The organism is Burkholderia latens (genome assembly GCF_902499045.1).
GTDB classification, from domain to species: domain Bacteria; phylum Pseudomonadota; class Gammaproteobacteria; order Burkholderiales; family Burkholderiaceae; genus Burkholderia; species Burkholderia latens.
Map to the genome: position 1 here is coordinate 1 of NZ_CABVPL010000068.1, position 20955 is coordinate 20955.

Here is a 20955-nt window from a genome sequence, read left to right on the forward strand (position 1 = left end):
AGAGCTTCGCGCCCGACAGCAGCGCGGTCGCGCCGCTGCCCGCGACGATCGCGTGCGCGCCGGCGCCCGTCGTCGCGACGGTCGTGCCGTCGAGCGCAAGCGTCGAAGCCGCGCCCGTCACGAAGAAGCCGCGGGCGTCGTCGCCGGCGGTACGCACGACGCTCGCCGCGTCGGCCGCGATGCGCGCGCCGGCGCCCGTCGACGACAGCGCGTCGGCGCCGTTGCCGGTCGTGCCGATCTGCGTGCCCGCCAGCACGATCGTCGCGTTCGTGCCGAGGTTGTCGATGCCCTTGCCGGCGCCGCCCACGGCGATTGACGTCGCGCTGGCCGCGATCCCGCCGTCCGATACGGTCGAGTCGATCAGCACGCCGTCGGCGCTGCCGTTCGCGATGACCGCGCCGGCGCCCGACAGCGCGACCGATGCGCCCGCGCCCGTCAGGTGCACGCCCGCGACGCCGTCGTCGGCTTCGATCGTGCCTGCGTTCGTCAGCGTCGCCGATGCGCCCTGCACGAGCGCCCCCGTGCCGTTGGCGACGCGGATCTTCGACGCGTTGTTCACCGTGCCGAGCGCGCCGACCACGACGCCGGTCGAACCGGCGCCGGTCAGCAGCACCGTGTTGCGGTTCTCGAGCGTGCCGAGGTTCTGCGCGACGAAGCCGGTCACGCCTGTGGTCGACGACGTGACCGGCGCATCGTTGGTCAGCGTCGTCGCGACCGGCGTGCCGGTATTCGCGCCGGCGAGGTCGTGCGCCTGGCCGTCCACGACGCCCGCGATCGCGCCGGCCGCGTTCAGGTCGATCGTCGCGCCCGCATCGATCGCGCCTTGCGCGCCGCCTTCGACCGCCACCGCGATGCCGTCCGCGCCGTTCACGTGGTAGACGGCGTCGCCGGTCGACAACGTCGTGCCGGCACCGGTCGCCAGCACGCCGCGCGCGCGTGCGCCGTTCACGTCGGTCGTCAGCGTGCCGGCGGCCGATGCGCCCGTATACGCCGCACCGCTTGCGATGCGGAACAGCGTCGAATCGTCGGTATCGACGCTCAGATGCTGTGCGGCGACGTTGATCTTCGATCCCGCGCCGTATGCGTAGAAACCGGTCTGGTTCGTGCCCGACATGAAGCGCGGCACCGCGTTCGCGCCGACGTCGATGGTCGCACCCGCGCGCGCGTGCACGCCGATCGCGCCGTTGCCCGTCAGGTTCAGCGCGCCGTCGACCGTGGCCTTCGCGCGCGGCCCTTCGGCCCACACGCCGTAATTGCGCGTGTCCGATGCCGGATCGAGTCCGCCGGCGACGTCGATCGTGCCGGTCGACGTCGCGGCCGTCGCGGTCGAGCCGGTGCCGACCACCATGACGCCGATGCCGTTCACGCCGTTCAGCGTGATCGTGCCGGTGTTGGTCACGGTCGCCGCGGTGTCGGCCGCGAGCATGCCGACGTTGGCGAGCGGCGTGCCCGGCGCCGCACCGTTCACGATGATCGAACCCGCGTTGCGTAGCGTGCCGGAGGCCGAGCCGATGCTCGCCATCGCGGCGCCGTTTTGCGTCTGCGAGCCGATCACGATCGTGCCGAGGTTGGCGGCGGTGCCCGACGCGCCGAGCAGGATCCCGTACGCGTGCGCGGACAGCGCGACGTCGTTCGCCGCCGCACCCGGCCCGTACTGGGCCGCGCGGCCCAGGTAGATCGTGCCGCCGGCCTCGTTCGTGAAGCTGCCGCCGGCCGCGAAGCCGCCGATCACCTGGCTGTCGAGTGTCGTCGCATTCACGCCGACGTTGATCGTGCCGGCGTTCGACGCGCTCGCGCCCGACGTCACGCCCGCCGCGTAGTTCTGCAGGTCGGGGCGGTTGCCGTCGAGCGTCCACGCGCCGACGTTCATCACGCCGTTGTTCGTGAACGTCGTGCCCGTGCCGCTCGCGTACACGCCGTTTCCTTCGGTGTACGCGTGGAACCCGAAGTTCTCGGGCGGCGCGCTGCTGCTCGTGTCGACGTTGTCCGCCGACGCATAGCCGGACGAGATCACGCCGTTGTTGACGCCGCTCGCGCCGGTGAGCAGGCGCACCAGCGTGAAATCGCCGGACAGGCGGCCGTCGTTGACGAAGTGCGCGCCGTTTTCCGCGAGGACGGCCGAGCTCGATTCGATCGTATTGGTGCCGCGGAAATCGATCTGGCCGTCCTTGCCGATGTGCAGCGTCGCGTTCGCGCCGGTGCCGTGCATCGCCGACAGATGGTCGATCGGCAGCGTGTTCTTGTCGCCGGCGGATACGTTGTTCGCGTACTGGAAGTTTTGCTGCGCGAACGTGACGGCCTGGCTGAACGCGCTGTCGTACGCGGCCTGCGAGCCGAGCGCACCGCTCTGCACCGAGCGCACGAGGAAGTCGTTGTAGGCCGCGAGCGACGCCGCGTCGCTGACGGTCCACGTGCTGCCGTCGAACGCGGTGAAGGTGCCTGCGTAGTTCGGCACGTCGAGCTGCAGGTTGCCGACGGGGCCGCCGCTTGCGAGATAGTCGCCGGTCGTGAACCAGACCTGGTTGCGCCCGTTCCAGTTGACGACGCTGGGCGTCGAGCCCGTTCCGTCGGCGAATGCGAGATCGGTCTGCTTCGCGGCCAGCGTGATCGCGTTGCCTGCCGCGGCCGGCGCGTTCGCCGGGTTGCCGATCGACACGTTCAACGTGCCGCCGGAACGATCGACGGTGCCGATCCGCGTATTCACGTACTGGTCGCCGTTCACGTCGCGATAGACGGGCACGTTGGTCGCGCCGGCCGTCGATGCCGTGAACGCGGACGAGCTGTACGTGGCGACCGACGTATGCGTGCCGGTGATCGAGTCGGGCGTGCTGACGCTCTGCGTCTTGCCGCCGAGCGACACCAGCGGCTGGTCCGGATTCCCCGACACGACCGTCGTCGTGCCGAATGGGACGCGCGTGTAGCCGGCGTCGCCTTCGTTCTGGCTCGTCCATGCGCCCGTCACGCCGACCGTGTCACCGCTTGCGACGCGCGTGGCGCCTGCCAGGTTGTCGTTGACGGTCGGAGTGAAACTGCCCGGCGTGCAACTGCCGCCGCTCGCGACCGACGAGCCGTCGCCGCAGGCCGATGCGTACGCGAAGCCGGCCGGCAGCGCGGCCAGTGCGGTGCCGAGCGTGGCGCCGAGCACGGCGGCGCGCAGCGCCGGGCGGCCGGCTTGGCGGCTAGCGCGCGATTCGCGGCTCGAACGCTTGCCGCGCGCACGAGTCGTTTCTGCGACCGCGACCCAGCAGCCGGCGGCTTCGCTCCATATCGATCGAAATGAATGATTCACGACATGCCCCTCTTTCTTTTTTTTGAAGTGATCTCCACCGCGGCGCGGTGAAAGCGCATTCCACGGCGAGAAAATGGCGAAAAAGGGCGTGCGGCAGCCATGGCCGCGTTGCCGACGTCGTGCCAATCGTGATTCGTTACACCGAGGACGGAGCGAGTCTACTAATCGGCGTGGTGAATGATTATCAAAATAAATAAGGGATGTGGCGATAATGCCGACGTTGTTGTGTATTTCTGGATTGTGTGGTCAATCGAACTGAGGGCCTTGCTGCAAAAGGGTTTGGCGGGATTTTTCGGGGGGCGTGGATTATGTCGCGCCTCGGTGGTCTGACGCACTGTTCGTGGAAGATTGCCGAGATAATATCGGGCTTCAGGATTATGTGAATGCGTGCTGATTCGTTTGTCTGATTTGCATGTTCGTTATTTTCGCGCGGATATTAATAAAATCAAGCGAATGTTGTGCGGGTTCGATGTGGGATGCGTAATTGTGGTCCGGATGAAACGAAAGCCGGACTGCCGACGGATGAGCGGCGCGATTTTCTGCCCATGCGCGGAGGTTCGGCGCACGGATGCCGGCGCGGATCACGCGACGCGGCGCGGCAAGCGCACAACCGGCCGCCGGCAACGGCTGCATCGCATCGCGACGGCAAGGAAACAGAAAACGAAGCGTGAAACGGCGCGGCCGCGCCGCTCAGAAGTCGATTGCGTCGTCGGCGTCGTCGCCGGCGGCTGCCGCGAGCGCTTCCCGGCGCGCGCCCGCGCACGGCGCGGACGCCGATGCGTCGAGCGCCGGATTGCGCAGCTTCTCGAGCACGCGCTCGGGCACCGGAATCTGCATGCGCGCGGCGACGTCGCCGCACTGGAACATGATCAACTCGCCCGGTTCGAACGAGGTCCAGACTTCGTTGTCGGTCAGCGGCTGCGTGGCGATCACCGCGACGCGATCCTCGGGCGTCGTGTATTTCGCGAAGTCGATCGACAGGTCTTCGTCGACCAGATGCGCGGTCGAGAACGGCCAGCGGCGCACGAGGTAGTGCAGCCGTGTCGAGCAGTGCGCGAACAGCGCCTGGCCATTCGACATCAGGAAGTTGAACACGCCGTGATCGGTGATCTCGCGCGTGAGTTCGCCGACCCGCTCGAACAGCTCCGGCAACGGCGGCTGCGCGCCGGGGAACGCTTCGCGCAGCCCCTGCATCAGCACGCAGAACGCTTTCTCGCTGTCGGTGGTGCCGACCGGATGGTAGACGCTGTCGTCGAGATCGGGTTCGTAGTCCTGCAGATCGCCGTTATGCGCGAAGATCCAGTGCCGCCCCCACAGCTCGCGCATGAACGGGTGGCTGTTCTCGAGCAGGATGTGACCCTGCGTGGCCTTGCGGATGTGTGCGATCGTGTTCTTCGACTTGATCGGATAGCGCTTCACCATTTCGGCGATCGGCGACGTGGCCGATGCCTGGTGATCGATGAAGAGACGGCAGGCCTTGTCCTCGAAGAACGCGATTCCCCAGCCGTCGGCATGGTGATCGGTGAGGCCGCCCCGGGCCGCGAAACCCGTGAAGGAGAATGTGACGTCCGTCGGTGCGGCGCAGTTCATTCCTAGGAGTTGGCACATTTTACTTGGGGCGGGGCGCGGAAGCTGGGTAATCAACCGGGTGAACCCGGTACAATGTGGCTTCTAGCATATCACCGAGCCTTGAGCGGTAAAAAGCGGATTCCGCCAGCCGAAGGCCCCGTGTTGCGGTTTGCCGTCAGTCGGCCCGCGCACGTGCGTTCCGGCCCCGCCGATGGCCGGCCCGTTCCTCACGACGCCTCCTATGACTGCCTCGAACGCTTCCTCTCCGGCGACGCTCACGCTCGCCCGTCCCGACGACCTGCATCTGCACCTGCGCGACGGCGACATGCTGGCCGCGGTGCTGCCGCACACCGCGCGCCAGTTCGCCCGCGCGATCGTGATGCCGAACCTGAAGCCGCCCGTCACGACCACCGCGCACGCGCAAGCGTATCGCGAGCGGATCCTCGCCGCGCTGCCGGCGGGCATGGCGTTCGAGCCGCTGATGACGCTGTACCTGACCGACAACACGGCGCCCGACGAAATCCGCCGCGCGCGCGACAGCGGCTTCGTGCACGGCGTGAAGCTGTATCCGGCCGGCGCGACGACGAATTCCGACCACGGCGTCAGCGATCTCGCGAAGTGCGCGAAGACGCTCGAGGCGATGCAGGAAACCGGCATGCCGCTGCTCGTGCACGGCGAGGTGACGGACCCGGCGGTCGACATGTTCGATCGCGAGAAGGTGTTCATCGACCGCGTGATGACGCCGCTGCGCCGCGATTTCCCGGGCCTGAAGGTCGTGTTCGAGCACATCACGACGAAGGATGCGGCCGACTACGTGCGCGACGCCGACGCGGCGCCGGGCCTGCTCGGCGCGACGATCACGCCGCAGCACATGCTGTACAGCCGCAACGCGCTGTTCGTCGGCGGGATCCGTCCGCATTACTACTGCCTGCCGGTGCTGAAGCGCGAGACGCACCGCGTCGCGCTCGTCGAAGCCGCGACGTCGGGCAACCCGCGCTTCTTCCTCGGCACCGACAGCGCGCCGCACGCGCGCGGCGCGAAGGAAACCGCATGCGGCTGCGCGGGCTGCTACACGGCGCTGCACGCGCTCGAACTGTACGCAGAAGCATTCGACCAGGCCGGCGCGCTCGACAAGCTGGAGAATTTCGCGAGCCGCTTCGGCGCCGATTTCTACGGGCTGCCGCACAGCACCGAGACGATCACGCTGCGTCGCGAGACCTGGGAACTGCCGCGCGAAGTGTTCGCGGGCGATACGCCGGTCGTGCCGCTGCGCGCCGGCGAAACGATCGGCTGGAAGTTCGCATGACTGGCTCGCCGCCGCGCGGCGCCGGCCGGACGGACGGCGGCGGGGCGGCGGCGTTCGCGCGGATCGACTGGTCCGCGCCGTGGCTCGCGCCTTATGCCGCGTACGGGCGGCCGCTGCAGGCAGCCGCGTTCGCGGGCGAGCCCGCGCTGCTCGATGCGCTGAACGACGCGCTGCGTGGCGGCGCGCGCGCAAGCGGCCGCGGCCGGCCGCTGCGGTTCGTGCCGCAGGCCGAGCTGCCGGCCGGCATCGCGTACGAAACCCACATCGCCGAGACGGGCTGCGTGCCGACCCGCCACAATCTTCACGACTTCTTCAATGCGCTCGTCTGGTTCGCGTATCCGCGCATCAAGGCCGCGCTGAACGCGCGCCAGGCCGCGGCGATCGACGCGGCAGGCGGCGTCGGGCCCGTGCGCGGCACGCTGCGCGATGCGCTGACGCTGTTCGACGAAAACGCCGCGCTGTTCGTGACGGCCGACCGCACGCTCGCCGACGCGCTGCGCGGCTTCAGCTGGCAACGGCTTCTGGTGGCCGCGCGCGGCGCGTGGGGCACGCGCTGCGAGGCGCGGCTCGTCGGCCATGCGCTGCTCGAGAAGCTTGTCGCGCCTTACAAGTCCTGCACCGCACACACGTGGATCGTCGAAGTGAGCGACGATTATTTCTCGTGGCCCGACGCGCAGCGGGCCGCACATCTCGACGCGCGGATCGCCGGCGAACTCGCGACGCGCGAGCTGACGAGCCGTGATTTCGCGCCGCTGCCGGTGCTCGGCGTGCCGGGCTGGTGCGACGACAATGCGGCGCCGGCGTTCTATGACGATCCGGCAGTGTTCCGCAGCGGCCGCCGCACCCGCTCTGCGGCCGGCGGCGCGCAGTGCTAGAATGCGCGTCGCAAAGCGGGCCAGGCAGTCGCGGCCTCGCCGCCTTCGGGCAGGCGGGGGCGAGGAAAGTCCGGACTCCACAGGGCAGGGTGATGGCTAACGGCCATCCGTGGCGACACGCGGAACAGGGCAACAGAAAGCAAACCGCCGATGGCCCGGCGCAAGCCGGGATCAGGTAAGGGTGAAACGGTGCGGTAAGAGCGCACCGCGGCGACGGCGACGTTCGCCGGCACGGTAACCTCCACCCGGAGCAATTCCAAGTAGGCAGGCGCGCATTTTCGGATGCAGGACGGGGCCCCCGTCTCGTCTGCGGGTAGGAAGCTTGAGCGCGTCAGCAATGGCGCGCCTAGAGGAATGACTGCCACGCGCTGCACGCTTCGGTGTGCGGCGTGCACAGAATCCGGCTTATCGGCCAGCTTTGCCGCTCGAATGCGAAAGGGCCGGCGCTCCGCGAGGCGCGCCGGCCCTTTTTTCATGCACGGCCGCCGTGCGTTCAGGACGCGACGATGTCGAACGAGTGCGTGAGCTCGGCCGTCTTCGCGATCATGATCGATGCGGAGCAGTACTTGTCGTGCGACAGGTTGATCGCACGCTCGACCGTGGCCGGGTTCAGGTTGCGGCCCGTGACGGTGAAGTGGAAGTGGACCTTGGTGAAGACCTTCGGGTCTTCGCTTGCGCGTTCGGCCTTCAGCGTGACCGAGCAGCCGGTGACTTCCTGGCGGCTCTTCTTCAGGATCAGCACGACGTCGTACGCGGTGCAGCCGCCGGTGCCGAGCAGCACCATTTCCATCGGGCGCGGCGCGAGATTATGACCGCCGCCTTCCGGCGCGCCGTCCATCGTGACGAGGTGGCCGCTTCCGGTCTCGGCCGAAAACGCCATGCCGTCCTGACCCATCCAGCTTACTTTGCATTCCATGCTTGCACTCCAGCGTTGCCTGATTCGGATTCGATCCGGCATTGTAGCCCGCGGCGCAACGGTCGGCTGATGCGCTGCACGAAGCGAAACGCCGCTGCGGCGGCCATGCCGCCGGCCAGGGCGGGGCAGGTCACATCCCTGTCGGCATTAGGGGTTTTACTCTAGGCGGGGTGGATCGCTGCTGCGACGTTGCGTTCCAGTCCATTGATTTCAAACGGGAAATTCGGAGTGGTGGGCGGTTTTCAGAAAATCCCGCATTGTGGTGTTCGATTTCGCAATGCAAATTTTCTTGTGAAATCGGCAACCCATTCGTATAATGAGTTCCATTGGTTGTCGCGCTGCGGCAACCTCCGAATGTCTCCTCCACCCTCCTCCTAAGGTGGATTAAGCCCGAACCAGCCGTTCGGGCTTTTTTTCGTCCAGTGCAAGTATCGGCGCGCGGTTCGCGCGCACCGCTAACCTTCATCGATGCGAACTACGCAGGCTGCCGTGCGGCAGGCTGCGATGTCGCGGCGGCCGGTGCCGTGGCGGCCGGCGCGTCGCTGGAACGCGACGCCGGTGACGAAGCCTGAGTGGCGGATGCGTGTCCGTGCCCGCGTGCGCAGAAGTGGCGTACGCGCTCGCGCACCGCGCGCAGCCGGGCGATGCGATCCTCGGCATGGGTGCTGCGCGCGTCGGCGATGCGTGCGTCGAGGGCCTCGAGCTTCGCGTCGCAGCCGGCCCGCGCGGCTGCGGGTGCCGCGGCGGCCAACAGCGCGGCCGCAAGAAAGGGCGTAAGTCGTTGTTTCATCATGCTTGTCGGTCGTTTTCTCGGATGTCGCCGATCGGGCGCGGCAAGGTCAGGTGCCGCGTCGATGGGTGCCTCCGCGGGCGCTCGGTTCGCCTGGCGTGATGGGGCACGACCGAATTTTGGCCCATTTCGGGCGCCGGCGGTGCGGGACATGGATTCTCTTTGACCGCAGCCCGGCATTTCCTTTATAATTCAGGGCTTTTCCGCATTCATGCCCACGGAAAAAGAACAGGGAGAGCCTGCACCGCGCCTCGAAGCGCACTCAGACAAGCAGGAAGAACACATCGGGCAAAGCATTTTTTTTGGATCGATCATGAAGACGTTTTCCGCAAAAGCCCATGAGGTGACGCGCGAATGGTACGTGATTGACGCGACGGACAAGGTTCTCGGCCGTGTTGCCAGCGAAGTGGCACGCCGTCTGCGCGGCAAGCACAAGCCTGAGTTCACCCCGCACGTCGACACTGGTGATTTCATCATCATCATCAACGCGAGCAAGTTGAAGGTCACGGGCAACAAGACTCTGGACAAGAAGTACTACCGTCACTCGGGCTACCCGGGCGGTATCTATGAAACGACGTTCGGCAAGATGCAGGAACGCTTCCCGGGCCGTGCGCTCGAGAAGGCGGTCAAGGGCATGCTGCCGAAGGGCCCGCTCGGCTACGCGATGATCAAGAAGCTGAAGGTCTACGCAGAAGCCACGCATCCGCACTCGGCTCAACAGCCGAAGGCGCTCGAGATCTAACGGGAGCCCACATGATCGGTAACTGGAACTACGGTACGGGCCGCCGCAAGAGCGCAGTCGCTCGTGTCTTCATCAAGGCTGGCAAGGGCGACATCATCGTCAACGGCAAGCCCATCGCTGACTACTTCTCGCGCGAAACGTCGCTGATGATCGTGCGTCAGCCGCTGGAACTCACGAACCACGGCCAGACGTTCGACATCAAGGTCAACGTCAACGGCGGCGGCGAAACGGGTCAGGCAGGCGCAGTGCGTCACGGCATCACCCGCGCGCTGATCGACTACGATGCGACGCTGAAGCCGTCGCTGTCCAACGCAGGCTTCGTCACGCGCGATGCACGTGAAGTCGAGCGTAAGAAGGTTGGTCTGCGCAAGGCACGTCGCGCAAAGCAGTTCTCGAAGCGTTAATTCCGCTTCATGGCCGCGCCGCCTTCGGGTGGCGTCCGCCCGAAAAACCGCCAGCTTTCGCGCTGGCGGTTTTTTTATGCCCGCGCGGCGGCGCCCGCGGGCAGCCTGCTGGATTGAAATCAACAAGAACCTATTGATTTCATGGACATCAGCACGATCTTCTGATCGGCCCTACAATAGCGGCTAAAGCTTTTTGGAGAGTTCGCATGAACGCTGTTACCGAATCCGCAGCAACGACGGCCGAAATGCCGGTACCGTTCGTCTTCACCGACGCCGCGGCCGACAAGGTCAAGCAACTGATCGACGAAGAGGGCAATCCCGACCTGAAGCTGCGCGTGTTCGTGCAAGGCGGCGGCTGCTCGGGCTTCCAGTATGGCTTCACGTTTGACGAGGAAGTCAACGAGGACGACACCGTGATGAACAAGAACGGCGTCCAACTCCTGATCGACTCGATGAGCTACCAGTACCTGGTCGGCGCCGAGATCGACTACAAGGACGACCTCAACGGCGCCCAGTTCGTGATCAAGAACCCGAACGCCACGACCACCTGCGGGTGTGGCTCGTCGTTCTCGGTCTGAGCGCACGACGGATCCTGCCCGGTTCGCCGGAATGAAAAACGGGGCTGCATGCCCCGTTTTTTTATGCCTGTGCGCGGCGTCACCGCATGCGTCGGTCTGTCACGGCGTTCAGCGCGGATAGAGCGCGCCGAGCACGCGTTCGCCCGCCGCACCCGTCACGCTCGCGAGATTGCCGGGCTGGCGCGCGGTGAAGCGGTACGCGAGCCACGCGAACGCGAGCGCCTCCACCTGTTGCGGCGGCACGCCGAGCGCGGCGGTCGTGTCGACCGTTGCCGGCACGCCGGCTTGGTGCAGCGCATCCTTCAGCGCGGCCAGCAGCACCGGATTGCGCGCGCCGCCGCCGCAGACGAACACGGCGCGGCAATCCGGCGCATGCTGCGCGATTTCGCGGGCAACCGACACGGCCGTGAGCGCGGTCAGCGTCGCCTGCACGTCGTGCGGCGCGACCTGCGTGAACGCGGCGAGCTTCGCGTCGAGCCACGCGGGATTGAACAGGTCGCGGCCGGTGCTCTTCGGCGGCGGCGCTGTGAAGTACGGCTCGTCGAGCAGTGCGTCGAGCAGCGGCGCGTGCACGGTGCCGCGCGCAGCGAACTTGCCGCCGTCGTCGTACGGCTTGCCGAGGTGGCGCGTCGCCCACGCGTCGATCAGCGCGTTCGCGGGCCCGCAGTCGAAGCCGCGCACATCGCCGCCTGCGCCGGGCAGGATCGTGATGTTGCTGATGCCGCCGAGATTGCAGACGACGCGCGTCTCCCCGGCGGCGCCGAACACCGTCGCATGAAACGCCGGCGCGAGCGGTGCGCCATGGCCGCCGGCCGCGACGTCGCGGCTGCGGAAATCGGCGATCACGTCGATGTGCGCGAGCTCCGCGAGCAGCGCCGGGTTGTTGAGCTGACGCGTGTAGCCGCGCTCGGGGCGGTGCCGCACCGTCTGGCCGTGCACGCCGATCGCGCGGATGTCGTCGCGCGACAGCCCGGCCGTGCGCTGCAGCTCGTGGCAGCACACCGCGTAGCGCGCGACGAGCGCGTTCGCCGCGACCGATTCGCGGTCGATCTCGTCGTCGCCGGGCTGCTGCAGCGCGAACAGCGCGTCGCGCAGCGACTGCGCGAAGCCGACGAACGCTTCCGCGAGCACGACGGGCGCCTTGCCGGTCTCGAAACGCACGGCGACGCCGTCGACGCCGTCCATGCTGGTGCCCGACATCAGCCCGAAGTAGATGCCGTCGGCCGGATGGGCGGGTTGCGGATGTCGTTGCGGCACGTTGGATTCTCCTCGATCATGGGGCGCGGGCCGGTGCCGCGCGCCTTGCGCCCGATTATCCGCGCAACCTGGCGCGTCGTTAAGCGATGCACGCGCAAGTTATGGGAAAATCCCTGTCTTTGCGACATTCTTCCCCGGCACCGATGAGCACCGAACCCAGTTCCAAGCCTGTTTTCCCGATCACCGACGAAGTCCGCCATGCGCTTGCCGTCACGAAGCGCGGCGTCGACGAGCTGCTGATCGAGGAAGAATTCGCGCAGAAGCTCGCGCGCAGCGCCGCCACCGGCACGCCGCTGCGCATCAAGCTCGGCCTCGATCCGACCGCGCCCGACATCCACATCGGCCATACGGTCGTGCTGAACAAGATGCGTCAGCTGCAGGACCTCGGCCACACGGTGATTTTCCTGATCGGCGATTTCACGTCGCTGATCGGCGATCCGTCGGGCCGCAACGCGACGCGCCCGCCGCTCACGCGCGAGCAGATCGAGTCGAACGCGAAGACCTACTTCGAGCAGGCCGCGCTGGTGCTCGACCGCGACAAGACCGAGATCCGCTACAACAGCGAATGGTCGATGCCGCTCGGCGCCGACGGGATGATCAAGCTCGCGTCGCGTTACACCGTCGCGCGGATTCTCGAGCGCGAGGACTTCACGAAGCGCTTCCAGAGCGGCGTGCCGATCTCGATCCACGAATTCCTGTACCCGCTGATGCAGGGCTACGACTCGGTCGCGCTGAACGCCGACCTCGAGCTCGGCGGCACCGACCAGAAGTTCAACCTGCTGGTCGGCCGCGAACTGCAGAAGCAGTACGGCCAGGAACAGCAGTGCATCCTGACGATGCCGCTGCTCGAAGGGCTCGACGGCGTCGAGAAGATGTCGAAGTCGAAGGGCAACTACGTCGGCATCAGCGAGAAGCCGACCGACATGTTCGGCAAGCTGATGAGCATCTCGGACACGCTGATGTGGCGTTACTTCGAACTGCTGTCGTTCCGCAGCATGGAAGAAATCGCGGGCTTCAAGCGCGACGCCGAAGGCGGCCGCAATCCGCGCGACTTCAAGGTGCTGCTTGCGCAGGAAATCGTCGCGCGCTTCCACTCGCAGGCCGATGCCGAGCGTGCGCTCGAGGACTTCAACCACCGCGCGAAGGGCGGCGTGCCCGACGATATCCCGTCGGTCACGCTCGCGGGCGCACCGCTCGCGATCGGCCAGCTGCTGAAGCAGGCGGGGCTCGTGCCGTCGACGAGCGAAGCGCTGCGCAACATCGAGCAGGGCGGCGTGAAGATCGACGGCGCGACGGTGTCCGACAAGGGCCTGAAGGTCGAGGCCGGCGAGTTCGTCGTCCAGGTCGGCAAGCGCCGCTTCGCGCGCGTCACGCTGACCGCATGATCGCGCTGATCCAGCGCGTGAAGCGCGCCGACGTGCGTGTCGGCGACCGCACGACGGGTGAGATCGGTCCGGGCCTGCTCGCGCTCGTCTGCGCGGAGCGCGGCGACACCGAGGCCGCGGCCGACAAGCTGCTCGCGAAGGTGCTCGGCTATCGCGTATTCAGCGACGCGGCCGGCAAGATGAATCTGCCGGTGTCGAACATCGACGGCGCGGGCGGCGCCGGCGGCCTGCTGCTCGTGTCGCAATTCACGCTCGCGGCCGATACCAACAGCGGGCTGCGGCCGAGCTTCACGCCGGCCGCGCCGCCCGACGAAGGCGCGCGCCTGTTCGACTATTTCGTCGCGGCTGCTCGCGCGCGCCATCCGGTCGTCGAGACCGGCGAGTTCGGCGCCGACATGCAGGTGTCGCTCGTCAACGACGGCCCCGTGACGTTCTGGCTGCAAGTGCGGCCCTGATCGGCCCTGATTCTTTCCCGGAGACGCGCCGCGATGGCCACCACGCAGATCCTGTTCATTCGCCATGGCGAGACGGCCTGGAACCGTATCAAACGGATCCAGGGCCATATCGACATTCCGCTGGCCGACACGGGGCTCGCGCAGGCGCAGCGTCTCGCCGCGCGGCTCGCGCGGGAAGCGCGGGACGGGCAGCGGATCGACGCGATCTATTCGAGCGATCTGATGCGCGCGCAGCAGACCGCGCAACCGTTCGCCGATGCGCTCGGGCTGCCGCTGAAGTTGCGCGAGGGGCTGCGCGAACGTTCGTACGGCGTGTTCCAGGGGCATGACAGCACCGAGATCGAGACGTTGTTCCCGGATGCCTATGCCGCCTGGCAGACGCGCGACCCGGGTTTCGCGCCTGACGGCGGCGAGTCGCAGCGCGAGTTCTATCACCGCGTGCTGCATGCGCTCGAGCCGATCGTCGCCGCGCATCCGGGTGGCCGCATCGCCTGCGTCGCCCACGGCGGCGTGCTCGACTGCGTCTATCGCTTTGCGAACGGCCTCGACCTGGCCGCGCCGCGCAGCTATCAACTGCTCAACACGAGCATCAACGTGGTCGATTACGTCGACGGCCGCGCGCACGTCGTGCGGTGGGCCGACGTGTCGCATCTCGATACCGCAAGCGACGACGACGGGTATCGCAAGGTGCTCTGATCTCGTCGCGCGGGCGTGCGCGTCGCGGATATCGGGCGAGCAGAGTGCCGCGCGGGTCGCGGGGCGGGCGGGATCGGCAGTCTTGCGGCCGTGCGTACGAGCGAGCCCGCCAGCCTGTTACAAGCGCATGATCTGAAGCGCCGTCAGCCGGGCGGGGTGCCGTCGGTCGGTGTTGCGGCCGCGCGGCGGCGTGCGCGTTTCGACGCGCCATTGACGAGCGCCCAGCGCAGCACCGGCGCGACTGCCCGGACGCCGGGCCGGACCACCGCGCGCCGCAGCGGCGCGAACGTCGATACGCCGAGCATCCGTTGCGCCCAGCGCGGGAGCAGGTCGATTCCCGCATGCATCATCAGTGACGCGGCCGGACGCAGCGCGGGCGATGCAACCGGCGCATTCATCAGGATGTCCATCACGTCGAAGGTGCGCGGCCCGGCCGCGAGTTCGGGCTGCATTCGCGCGAGATACGCTGCTACCTCGGCACGCGAGCGCGGAACGTCCGCGGCGCCGAGCAACTCGGCGATCAGTGCCGTTTCGGCGTAGTAGCGGTCCTGCAGTTCGCCCGGCAACGACGGATTTACATAGCGCAAATGCGCGGCGAGGAAGCTCGATACTTCCGCGACATGCACCCAGGTCAGCAACGCCGGATCGTCGGCCCGGTATGGCCGCCCGTCGGGCGCGGTGCCCGCGATGCGCGCGTGAATCGCTTTCACGCGCTCGATCAGCGCCAGTGCGTCCGCGCGGCTGCCGAACGTCGTGCCCGTGATGAACGTGGCCGTGCGCCGCAGGCGGCCGAGGATGTCCGTGCGAAACGACGAATGATCCCAGACGCCCGCGAGCGCGAGCGGATGGAGCGCCTGCAGCAGCAGCGCGGCGATGCCGCCCGTCATCATCGACGTGAAATCGGCATGCACGCGCCAGCAGACCGCGTCGGGGCCGAACAGGCCCGGGTCGCCCGGCGGCGACGACAGATCGATCGACGGACCGCCGCCACCTGCCGTCAGGTGCGTGATGCCGGCCACGAGCCGCTTGCGGATCGGCTCCGCCCAGCGCGGGCCCGGTGCTGGAGCGGCGGGGCGTGAGCTGGGCGGCGTGGTCATGGCTGGCTTCGTGCGGGCAGCAGTTCACTTCCCGTCAGGGGTATCCCACATGCCGGGTTCGGTGTCGCCGGCGGCGGGCGCGGCGAGCCCGAAGTGGCGATACGTGAGCAGCGTCGCGACACGCCCGCGTGGCGTGCGCTGCAGGAAGCCCTGCTGGATCAGATATGGTTCGAGCACGTCCTCGATCGTGTCGCGCTCCTCGCCGATCGCCGCCGCGAGGTTGTCGATGCCGACCGGGCCGCCGTCGAACTTGTGCAGGATCGCCTCCAGCAGCTTGCGGTCCATCAGGTCGAAGCCGACCGGATCGACATCGAGCATCGCGAGCGCGGCATCGGCGACGGCCGCGGTGATCTGGCCGTCGGCCTTCACTTCCGCATAGTCGCGCACGCGGCGCAGCAGCCGGTTCGCGATCCGCGGCGTGCCGCGCGAGCGCTTCGCGATCTCCAGCGCGCCGTTCGGATCGATCTGTGCGTTCAGCAGCGACGCGGAGCGGCGCACGATGCGCGACAGTTGATCGGCATCGTAGAACTCGAGGCGCGCGACGATCCCGAAGCGGTCGCGCAGCGGATTGGTCAGCATCCCCGCGCGCGTGGTCGCGCCGACCAGCGTGAACGGCTGCAGGTCGAGCTTCACGCTGCGCGCGGCCGGCCCCTCGCCGATCATGATGTCGATCTGGTAATCCTCGAGCGCCGGATACAGGATTTCCTCGACGACCGGCGACAGCCGATGGATCTCGTCGATGAACAGCACGTCGTTCGCTTCGAGGTTGGTCAGCAGCGCGGCGAGATCGCCCGCGCGTTCGAGCACGGGGCCCGACGTCTGGCGCAGGTTCACGCCCATTTCGCGAGCGATGATGTGCGCGAGGGTCGTCTTGCCGAGGCCCGGCGGCCCGAACAGCAGCACGTGGTCGAGCGGCTCGGAGCGGCGCTTCGCGGCCTCGATGAAGATCTCGAGCTGGCCGCGAACCTTTTCCTGGCCAACGTAGTCGTCGAGCTGGCGCGGCCGCAGCGCGCGTTCGAACACCTCCTCGTGCGACGAGGCGGGCGTGGCGGCGATGATCCGCTCGGCGGCGAGTTTGTCGGTTTCAATCATGCGGCCATTGTACCGCGCACCGTCGCGCGGCCGAACTGGCCGAACGGCCGACTGGCGCGCACCGCACGGTAGCGCGACACTGGCTTCGACAACCCGCTCCGGTGGCCGTTACACCTTCGACAGCGCCTTGAGTGCGAGCTTGATGCCCTCCGACACGCCGGTGCCGGCCGGCACGTTCTTGATCGCGGCGAGGCCTTCCTTTTCGGAATAGCCGAGCGCGACGAGCGCGTTGAGGATGTCGGTCGCCTGGTCGGACGGCGACGCGGCGCCGGCGAGCGCGCCGAGGTCCGCGCCGAGCTTGCCCTTCAGCTCGAGCAGCAGGCGCTCGGCGGTCTTCTTGCCGATGCCGGGCAGGCGCGTGAGGCGCGCGGCGTCCTGCATCGTCACGGCCTGCGCGAGCTCCTGCACGCTCATGCCCGACAGCACGGCGAGCGCCATGCGCGCGCCGATGCCGGTGATCTTCAGCAGTTCGCGGAAGGTCGTGCGTTCCTGCGGCGTCAGGAAGCCGTACAGCAGGTGCGCGTCCTCGCGCACGATCTGCTGCGTGAGCAGTACGACGCGCTCGCCAGTTTGCGGCAGGTTGTAGAAGGTGCTCATCGGCACGTCGATTTCGTAGCCGACGCCGTTGCAGTCGACGAGCAGGTGAGGCGGGTTCTTTTCGAGCAGGATGCCGGCGATGCGACCGATCATGGAAGGCGGGATGCGAGGGAGAAAGCGCGAGTGTAGCGCAGGTGCGGCGCGATGCCGATGGGATGGCCGTCAGGCGGGCGAGCCGCCGCGTCAGCCGACGAGCCGTCCGCGCCGCACGCGCAGCCCCTTCTTCGCGAGCGCCGGCGCGAGTCCGCTGATCGTGCCGAGCGTATTGCCGCTGTGCGCATGGCAGATCGCCATGCCGAGCGCGTCGGCCGCGTCGCTGCCGGGCTGGCCGGTGAGATTGAGCAACCGCGTGACCATCTCCTGCATCTGCGACTTGGTCGCACGGCCGTAGCCGACGACGGCCTGCTTCAGTTGCAGCGCGGTGTATTCGGCCACCGGCAACCCGCCCGCGACGAGCCCGCAGATCGCGGCGCCGCGTGCCTGGCCGAGCAGCAGCGTCGACTGCGGGTTCACGTTGACGAACACCTGCTCGATCGCGGCCTGGTCCGGCGCATGTTCGCGCACGAGCGTCGACACGCCCTGGAAGATCGTGCCGAGCCGGGTGGCCAGATCGGCCGCGGGCGTGCGGATCACGCCGCTCGCGACATAGGCGAGCCGGTGGCCGCTGACGTCGATGACGCCGAAGCCGGTGACGCGCAGGCCAGGGTCGATGCCGAGAATTCGCATGTGTGAGGAGAAAAACGTGATGCAGCGATACTACAACGAACGGTGCGCCGTACCGGCCGGACGGCCGCGCACGAACGCGCCGCGCAATAAAAAACCCGGCGGATGCGATACCGCCGGGTTTGCGTGCAGCCGCCGCGCGGGCCGCGTGCGATCAGTGACGGAAGTGGCGCACGCCCGTCAGGATCATCGCGATGCCGTGCTCGTCGGCTGCCGCGATCACTTCGTCGTCGCGCATCGAGCCGCCCGGCTGGATCACGCAGGTCGCGCCCGCCGCGACGACGACGTCGAGGCCGTCGCGGAACGGGAAGAACGCATCCGACGCGACCGCCGAGCCGGCGAGCGTGAGGCCGGCGTTCTGCGCCTTGATGCTCGCGATGCGCGCGGAATCGACGCGGCTCATCTGGCCTGCGCCGACGCCGAGCGTCATGCCGTTGCCGCAGAACACGATCGCGTTCGACTTCACGTACTTCGCGACGCGCCATGCGAACAGCAGGTCGTCCATTTCCTTCGCGGTCGGCTGGCGCTTCGTGACGACGCGCAGCTCGCTCGGCTGCACGTTCTTCGAATCGAGCGACTGCACGAGCAGGCCGCCGCCGACGCGCTTCAGATCGAATGCGTTGTGGCCATCACCCAACGCGATTTCGAGCAGACGCACGTTCTGCTTCGCGGCGAACACCTGCTTCGCGGCGTCCGTGAACGACGGCGCGATCAGCACTTCGACGAACTGCTTCGCCACCGCCTGCGCGGCCGCCTCGTCGACTTCGCGGTTGAACGCGATGATGCCGCCGAATGCCGACGTCGGATCGGTCTGGAATGCCTTCGCGTACGCGTCGGCCGAATCGTTGCCGACCGCGACGCCGCACGGGTTCGCATGCTTGATGATCACGCAGGCCGGCGCGTCGAACGTCTTCACGCATTCCCACGCCGCGTCGGAATCGGCGATGTTGTTGTACGACAGTTCCTTGCCCTGCAGCTGGCGGTAGTTCGCCAGTGCGCCGGCCGGCGCCGCGAGGTCGCGGTAGAACGCTGCGCTCTGGTGCGGGTTCTCGCCGTAGCGCAGGTCCTGCACCTTGTCGAACGCCAGGTTCAGCGTGGCCGGGTATGCGTTGCGCGACGCGTGCTGCAGCTCGTCGGTCAGGCTCGTCAGGTAGTTCGTGATCGCGCCGTCGTATTGCGCGGTGTGCGCGAACACCTTGGTCGCGAGGCGGAAGTTGGTCGCGTAGCCGATCGCGTTGCCGTTCGCCTTCATTTCGTCGAGCACGACCGCGTAGTCGGCCGGATCGACGACGACCGTCACGTCGCGGTGGTTTTTCGCGGCCGAGCGCAGCATCGTCGGGCCGCCGATGTCGATGTTCTCGATCGCGTCGGCGAGCGTGCAGTCGTCCTTCGCGATCGTCGCGACGAACGGATACAGGTTCACGACCAGCAGGTCGATCGTCGGGATGCCGTGCTGCTCCAGCGCCTGCATGTGCTCGGGCAGGTCGCGGCGGGCGAGGATGCCGCCGTGCACCTTCGGGTGCAGCGTCTTCACGCGCCCATCGAGCATTTCCGGAAAGCCCGTGTAATCGGCCACTTCGGTCACGGGCAGGCCGGCGTCGGCGAGGAGTTTCGCGGTGCCGCCGGTCGACAGCAGCTTGACGCCGAGGTCGGACAGCGACTTCGCGAAGTCGACGATGCCGGTCTTGTCGGAAACGGAAATGAGCGCTTGCTTGATCATGATGGAACCACCAATAGCCAGGGAAACGGGGACGGGACGGCCGCCTACAGCAGGCCGTGCTGCTGCAGCTTCTTGCGCAGCGTGTTGCGATTGATGCCGAGGTACTCGGCGGCGAGCGACTGGTTGCCGCCGGCCTGTACGAGCACGACCTCGAGCATCGGCTTTTCGACGCAGGACATCACCATTTCATAGACGTCGTGCGGATTGGAGCCGTCTAGATCCCGGAAATACACGTCCAGGCTCTCGCGGACACATTGTTCGATGTTGTGCTTGCTCATGCTGCTAACTGGTTATGGTCGTCCGACTCGCCCTGGCCGTTTTCCGCTTCGTCGTCGACGTAGACGAGATGGTCCGACAGCGCCTTTTGCGCCTCGAAGAAGGCATTGACGGCGGCGAGCTGCTCGCGGGTGGAATCGAGCGTGTTCATCCTGTGCCGGAACGCGTTGGCACCGGAAAGGCCGCGAGTGTACCAGCCGATGTGCTTGCGCGCAGTACGGACTCCGGTGAATTCGCCGTAGAACGCGTAGTGGTCTTCCAGGTGCTCGTTCATCACGTGCTGGATCTCGTCGATCCGCGGCGGGGGCAGCAGCTCGCCGGTTTGCAGGAAATGACCGATTTCGCGGAACAGCCACGGCCGGCCTTGCGCGGCGCGACCGATCATCAGTGCGTCGGCGCCGGTTGCGTCGAGCACGGCCTTCGCTTTCGCGGGCGACGTGATGTCGCCGTTCGCGACGACCGGGATGCGCACGGCCGCCTTCACGGCCGCAATGGTGTCGTATTCCGCGTCGCCGCGGTAGAGGTCGGCGCGCGTTCGGCCGTGCACGGTCAGCATCGAGATGCCGGCCGCCTCGGCCAGGCGCGCGACCGTGATCGCGTTCTTGTGCTCGCGATCCCAGCCGGTGCGGATCTTCAGCGTGACGGGCACCGCATCGGGCCCCGTGCCGACCGCCGCGACGACGGCCTCGACGATCCGCTGCACGAGCGGCTCGTTCTGCAGCAGCGCGGAGCCGGCCGCGACGTTGCAGACCTTCTTCGCCGGGCAGCCCATGTTGATGTCGATGATCTGCGCGCCGTTGTCGACGTTGTAGCGGGCCGCTTCGGCCATCATCGCCGGGTCGGCGCCGGCGATCTGCACCGCGATCGGCTCGACTTCGCCTTCGTGGTTCGCGCGCCGCATCGTCTTCGCGCTTTTCCACAGCTGCGCATTGGACGCGACCATCTCGGACACCGCGTATCCGGCCCCCAGCCGCTTGCACAGCTGGCGGAACGGACGATCCGTCACCCCGGCCATCGGGGCGACGAACAGGTTGTTACGCAAAACGTGAGGGCCGATAACGGGCATCGCAATGGCACCGCCCGCGAGCGCCGGGCGTCGCGGGCAAAAAAGGGCGAAGGGAAAACGCGCATTTTACCGTATTCCCATGCCCCGCCGATTTGACCCGGTTTGCGTGGCGCGGCTGCGCG

21 protein-coding genes and 1 other RNA gene are annotated in these 20955 nt (G+C 67.5%); 9 read left to right on the forward strand and 13 right to left on the reverse strand.

The genetic code is table 11. The features are described 5' to 3' along the window. The 3 genes from BSE24067_RS29880 to BSE24067_RS29890 form a co-directional block, all read right to left on the reverse strand. The coding region (locus BSE24067_RS29880; RefSeq protein ID WP_217460372.1) for an ESPR-type extended signal peptide-containing protein at positions 1-3289 on the reverse strand (3289 nt) is incomplete at its 3' end. A gap of 375 nt (positions 3290-3664) precedes the next feature. Then, positions 3665-3922: a hypothetical protein gene (locus BSE24067_RS29885; protein ID WP_151066720.1), complete on the reverse strand. Its 258-nt coding sequence runs from the start codon at positions 3920-3922 to the stop codon at positions 3665-3667. 57 nt (positions 3923-3979) lie between these two features. Continuing rightward, positions 3980-4897 (reverse strand): class II glutamine amidotransferase, encoded by a 918-nt coding sequence (locus BSE24067_RS29890; protein WP_151066718.1) that lies wholly within the window; start codon positions 4895-4897, stop codon positions 3980-3982. A 202-nt stretch (positions 4898-5099) separates the two neighbouring features. Here BSE24067_RS29890 and pyrC point away from each other — a divergent pair, with 202 nt between their 5' ends. The 3 genes from pyrC to rnpB all read left to right on the forward strand — a co-directional run bounded on the left by pyrC (position 5100) and on the right by rnpB (position 7463). Continuing rightward, positions 5100-6164 carry a dihydroorotase gene (pyrC, locus tag BSE24067_RS29895; RefSeq protein WP_151066716.1) on the forward strand — a complete coding sequence of 355 codons (1065 nt, stop codon included), beginning with the start codon at positions 5100-5102 and terminating at the stop codon, positions 6162-6164. Further along, entirely contained in the window at positions 6161-7039 is an 879-nt protein-coding gene (locus BSE24067_RS29900; protein WP_151066714.1) for a DUF3025 domain-containing protein, read from the forward strand. The genes pyrC and BSE24067_RS29900 overlap by 4 nt, the downstream gene beginning before the upstream one ends. A 12-nt stretch (positions 7040-7051) precedes the next feature. After that, positions 7052-7463: RNase P RNA component class A (gene rnpB / locus BSE24067_RS29905), an RNA gene on the forward strand. A gap of 69 nt (positions 7464-7532) precedes the next feature. Here the strand turns inward: rnpB and BSE24067_RS29910 are convergent. Both BSE24067_RS29910 and BSE24067_RS29915 read right to left on the reverse strand, forming a co-directional pair. Then, positions 7533-7997: an OsmC family protein gene (locus BSE24067_RS29910; protein ID WP_174904959.1), complete on the reverse strand. Its 465-nt coding sequence runs from the start codon at positions 7995-7997 to the stop codon at positions 7533-7535. Positions 7998-8430: 433 nt separating this feature from the next. After that, complete coding sequence (locus BSE24067_RS29915; RefSeq protein ID WP_151066724.1) at positions 8431-8748, reverse strand: DUF1090 family protein; 318 nt, start codon at positions 8746-8748, stop codon at positions 8431-8433. A gap of 310 nt (positions 8749-9058) precedes the next feature. On the opposite strand from BSE24067_RS29915, the gene rplM reads away from it, so the two are divergent. The 3 genes from rplM (at position 9059) to erpA (ending at position 10469) form a co-directional block, all read left to right on the forward strand. Next, positions 9059-9487 (forward strand): 50S ribosomal protein L13, encoded by a 429-nt coding sequence (gene rplM / locus BSE24067_RS29920; RefSeq protein WP_009687896.1) that lies wholly within the window; start codon positions 9059-9061, stop codon positions 9485-9487. 11 nt (positions 9488-9498) lie between these two features. After that, positions 9499-9891: a 30S ribosomal protein S9 gene (gene rpsI, locus BSE24067_RS29925; RefSeq protein ID WP_011883283.1), complete on the forward strand. Its 393-nt coding sequence runs from the start codon at positions 9499-9501 to the stop codon at positions 9889-9891. 206 nt (positions 9892-10097) lie between these two features. Next, positions 10098-10469: an iron-sulfur cluster insertion protein ErpA gene (gene erpA / locus BSE24067_RS29930; protein WP_006751888.1), complete on the forward strand. Its 372-nt coding sequence runs from the start codon at positions 10098-10100 to the stop codon at positions 10467-10469. A gap of 108 nt (positions 10470-10577) precedes the next feature. Here the strand turns inward: erpA and BSE24067_RS29935 are convergent, their stop codons facing one another. Beyond that, positions 10578-11726, reverse strand: coding sequence for an anhydro-N-acetylmuramic acid kinase (locus tag BSE24067_RS29935; RefSeq protein WP_151066710.1), 1149 nt, complete (start codon positions 11724-11726; stop codon positions 10578-10580). Positions 11727-11869: 143 nt separating this feature from the next. On the opposite strand from BSE24067_RS29935, the gene tyrS reads away from it, so the two are divergent. The 3 genes from tyrS to BSE24067_RS29950 are packed head-to-tail and all read left to right on the forward strand — an operon-like array spanning position 11870 to position 14262. Further along, positions 11870-13111 (forward strand): tyrosine--tRNA ligase, encoded by a 1242-nt coding sequence (tyrS, locus tag BSE24067_RS29940; protein ID WP_151066708.1) that lies wholly within the window; start codon positions 11870-11872, stop codon positions 13109-13111. Further along, a complete protein-coding gene (dtd, locus tag BSE24067_RS29945; protein ID WP_151066706.1) occupies positions 13108-13566 on the forward strand; it encodes a D-aminoacyl-tRNA deacylase in 459 nt (152 codons plus the stop codon). Before tyrS ends, dtd begins: the two co-directional genes overlap by 4 nt. Before the next feature lie 33 nt (positions 13567-13599). Then, positions 13600-14262 carry a histidine phosphatase family protein gene (locus BSE24067_RS29950; protein ID WP_151066704.1) on the forward strand — a complete coding sequence of 221 codons (663 nt, stop codon included), beginning with the start codon at positions 13600-13602 and terminating at the stop codon, positions 14260-14262. A gap of 143 nt (positions 14263-14405) precedes the next feature. On the opposite strand, the gene BSE24067_RS29955 is transcribed toward BSE24067_RS29950, so the two are convergent. The 7 genes from BSE24067_RS29955 to dusB form a co-directional block, all read right to left on the reverse strand. Further along, on the reverse strand, positions 14406-15359 hold the full coding sequence (locus tag BSE24067_RS29955) for an oxygenase MpaB family protein (protein ID WP_151066702.1): 954 nt from the start codon (positions 15357-15359) through the stop codon (positions 14406-14408). A 24-nt stretch (positions 15360-15383) separates the two neighbouring features. Then, the gene (gene ruvB / locus BSE24067_RS29960) at positions 15384-16451 is read right to left on the reverse strand and encodes a Holliday junction branch migration DNA helicase RuvB (RefSeq protein ID WP_151066700.1); all 1068 of its coding nucleotides are present in this window, start codon (positions 16449-16451) and stop codon (positions 15384-15386) included. Positions 16452-16559: 108 nt separating this feature from the next. Continuing rightward, positions 16560-17141 (reverse strand): Holliday junction branch migration protein RuvA, encoded by a 582-nt coding sequence (gene ruvA / locus BSE24067_RS29965; RefSeq protein WP_151066698.1) that lies wholly within the window; start codon positions 17139-17141, stop codon positions 16560-16562. A gap of 90 nt (positions 17142-17231) precedes the next feature. Continuing rightward, positions 17232-17774 carry a crossover junction endodeoxyribonuclease RuvC gene (ruvC, locus tag BSE24067_RS29970; RefSeq protein ID WP_151066696.1) on the reverse strand — a complete coding sequence of 181 codons (543 nt, stop codon included), beginning with the start codon at positions 17772-17774 and terminating at the stop codon, positions 17232-17234. A gap of 151 nt (positions 17775-17925) precedes the next feature. Next, positions 17926-19491 (reverse strand): bifunctional phosphoribosylaminoimidazolecarboxamide formyltransferase/IMP cyclohydrolase, encoded by a 1566-nt coding sequence (purH, locus tag BSE24067_RS29975; protein WP_151066694.1) that lies wholly within the window; start codon positions 19489-19491, stop codon positions 17926-17928. A gap of 44 nt (positions 19492-19535) precedes the next feature. Continuing rightward, entirely contained in the window at positions 19536-19769 is a 234-nt protein-coding gene (locus tag BSE24067_RS29980) for a Fis family transcriptional regulator (RefSeq protein ID WP_006476892.1), read from the reverse strand. Continuing rightward, the gene (gene dusB / locus BSE24067_RS29985; protein ID WP_151066692.1) at positions 19766-20833 is read right to left on the reverse strand and encodes a tRNA dihydrouridine synthase DusB; all 1068 of its coding nucleotides are present in this window, start codon (positions 20831-20833) and stop codon (positions 19766-19768) included. The genes BSE24067_RS29980 and dusB overlap by 4 nt, the downstream gene beginning before the upstream one ends. Positions 20834-20955: the final 122 nt, after the last annotated feature.

Coding starts and splice junctions, on each gene's coding strand:
- rplM (WP_009687896.1), top strand. CDS start 9,059: ATGAAGACGTTTTCCGCAAAAGCCCATGAGGTGACGCGCGAATGGTAC.
- BSE24067_RS29915 (WP_151066724.1), bottom strand. CDS start 8,748: ATGATGAAACAACGACTTACGCCCTTTCTTGCGGCCGCGCTGTTGGCC.
- ruvC (WP_151066696.1), bottom strand. CDS start 17,774: ATGCGAATTCTCGGCATCGACCCTGGCCTGCGCGTCACCGGCTTCGGC.
- BSE24067_RS29890 (WP_151066718.1), bottom strand. CDS start 4,897: ATGTGCCAACTCCTAGGAATGAACTGCGCCGCACCGACGGACGTCACA.
- ruvA (WP_151066698.1), bottom strand. CDS start 17,141: ATGATCGGTCGCATCGCCGGCATCCTGCTCGAAAAGAACCCGCCTCAC.
- BSE24067_RS29955 (WP_151066702.1), bottom strand. CDS start 15,359: ATGACCACGCCGCCCAGCTCACGCCCCGCCGCTCCAGCACCGGGCCCG.
- ruvB (WP_151066700.1), bottom strand. CDS start 16,451: ATGATTGAAACCGACAAACTCGCCGCCGAGCGGATCATCGCCGCCACG.
- BSE24067_RS29980 (WP_006476892.1), bottom strand. CDS start 19,769: ATGAGCAAGCACAACATCGAACAATGTGTCCGCGAGAGCCTGGACGTG.
- purH (WP_151066694.1), bottom strand. CDS start 19,491: ATGATCAAGCAAGCGCTCATTTCCGTTTCCGACAAGACCGGCATCGTC.
- erpA (WP_006751888.1), top strand. CDS start 10,098: ATGAACGCTGTTACCGAATCCGCAGCAACGACGGCCGAAATGCCGGTA.
- tyrS (WP_151066708.1), top strand. CDS start 11,870: ATGAGCACCGAACCCAGTTCCAAGCCTGTTTTCCCGATCACCGACGAA.
- dtd (WP_151066706.1), top strand. CDS start 13,108: ATGATCGCGCTGATCCAGCGCGTGAAGCGCGCCGACGTGCGTGTCGGC.
- BSE24067_RS29910 (WP_174904959.1), bottom strand. CDS start 7,997: ATGCCGGATCGAATCCGAATCAGGCAACGCTGGAGTGCAAGCATGGAA.
- dusB (WP_151066692.1), bottom strand. CDS start 20,833: ATGCCCGTTATCGGCCCTCACGTTTTGCGTAACAACCTGTTCGTCGCC.
- pyrC (WP_151066716.1), top strand. CDS start 5,100: ATGACTGCCTCGAACGCTTCCTCTCCGGCGACGCTCACGCTCGCCCGT.
- BSE24067_RS29885 (WP_151066720.1), bottom strand. CDS start 3,922: ATGCAGCCGTTGCCGGCGGCCGGTTGTGCGCTTGCCGCGCCGCGTCGC.
- rpsI (WP_011883283.1), top strand. CDS start 9,499: ATGATCGGTAACTGGAACTACGGTACGGGCCGCCGCAAGAGCGCAGTC.
- BSE24067_RS29950 (WP_151066704.1), top strand. CDS start 13,600: ATGGCCACCACGCAGATCCTGTTCATTCGCCATGGCGAGACGGCCTGG.
- BSE24067_RS29900 (WP_151066714.1), top strand. CDS start 6,161: ATGACTGGCTCGCCGCCGCGCGGCGCCGGCCGGACGGACGGCGGCGGG.